The 1221-nt window shown below is 52.7% G+C and carries 1 protein-coding gene; it reads left to right on the forward strand.

Annotated features, from left to right (window positions below; all coding sequences use genetic code 11):
* Positions 1 to 1221, forward strand: a 1221-nt coding sequence (locus tag DOT_RS08695; protein ID WP_040411700.1) for a hypothetical protein, incomplete at both ends; no start/stop codon positions are given.

A 1221-nucleotide genomic window follows, 5' to 3' on the forward strand; every position in this document is an offset into this window, starting at 1 on the left:
CCTCTATGTGGCAGTGATCAGCCTGGGGGCGGGCCTGCTGGGCGGGATACTTCTCTCTAAGCTGATCTTCATGGTCCTGCTGAAAATCCTCAACTTTGAGGTGCCCCTGGGCTTTAACGTGTCCGGCCCTGCTTTGGCGGCTGCGCTGGTATTGTTTGCGGGAATTTTTCTGTTGACGCTGCTCAATACCTTGCGCCAAATTCATCTGGCTAAGCCTGTTGAACTCCTGCAGGGCGGTCAGACCGGGGAGAAGGAGCCGAAAACCAAATGGCCTCTGGTGGTGATCGGGACCTTGAGCCTGGGCGGGGGGTATTTTATCTCCCTCACCACACAGTCTCCCTTGGCCGCCTATAGTCAATTTTTCTATGCCGTTCTCCTGGTGATGGTTGGCACCTATTGTTTGTTTACCGCTGGCAGCATCGCTGTGCTTAAACTGCTGCGCAGGAACAAGGGGTATTATTATCAGACCCGGCATTTCACCGCCGTTGCGGGGATGATGTACCGAATGAAGCAAAACGCCGTGGGGCTGGCCAGTATTTGTATCATGGCCACGGCTGTGCTGGTGATGGTGTCAACCACCGTGTCCTTGTACATTGGGATGGAGGATGTGCTGCACACCCGGTACCCCCAAAATATCATGATTTCCGCCCCCGTGTCTGCTCAGCAATCCGTCGAGGGCCTGCAGAGGTTGGTTCACGAAGTATTGGCAAAGCACCGGTTGGTGGTGAAGGATAGGATGGATTACAGGTATCTGTTCTTTTCCGGCAATCAAGAGGTCGGCACGGTGATCACAGCTGAGAGCAAAATGTCCAACGCCTCATCTTCGCTCAGGGAATACTATCTGATTCCTCTGGAGGATTATAACCGGCTGACCCATCAAACGGTCAGCTTGGGGGATCAGGAGATTCTCATTTATTCCGGCTCCAGCAAGTATGAAAACGATACCCTGACGGTGTTAAACCGGACATTTACAGTCAAGGAAAGGCTGGACTCCTTTCTTGAAAAGAGCCTGGGGGGGTCATCCATCTCGGGCAGCTATTATATCGTGGTCAAAGATATGGATGTGATCAAAGCCATGGAGGAGACGCTTGCTGAAGAAAATGGGGATGAGCTCTCAGGTTATAACTATTATCTGGGCTTTGATCTGGATGCCGGCGAGGCTGAGATCTCAGCTGTTTACCAAGACATCCGCACTGCTGTGGGCAGTGATTATCCCGGCAG

This window comes from Desulfosporosinus sp. OT (genome assembly GCF_000224515.1).
GTDB lineage: Bacteria > Bacillota > Desulfitobacteriia > Desulfitobacteriales > Desulfitobacteriaceae > Desulfosporosinus.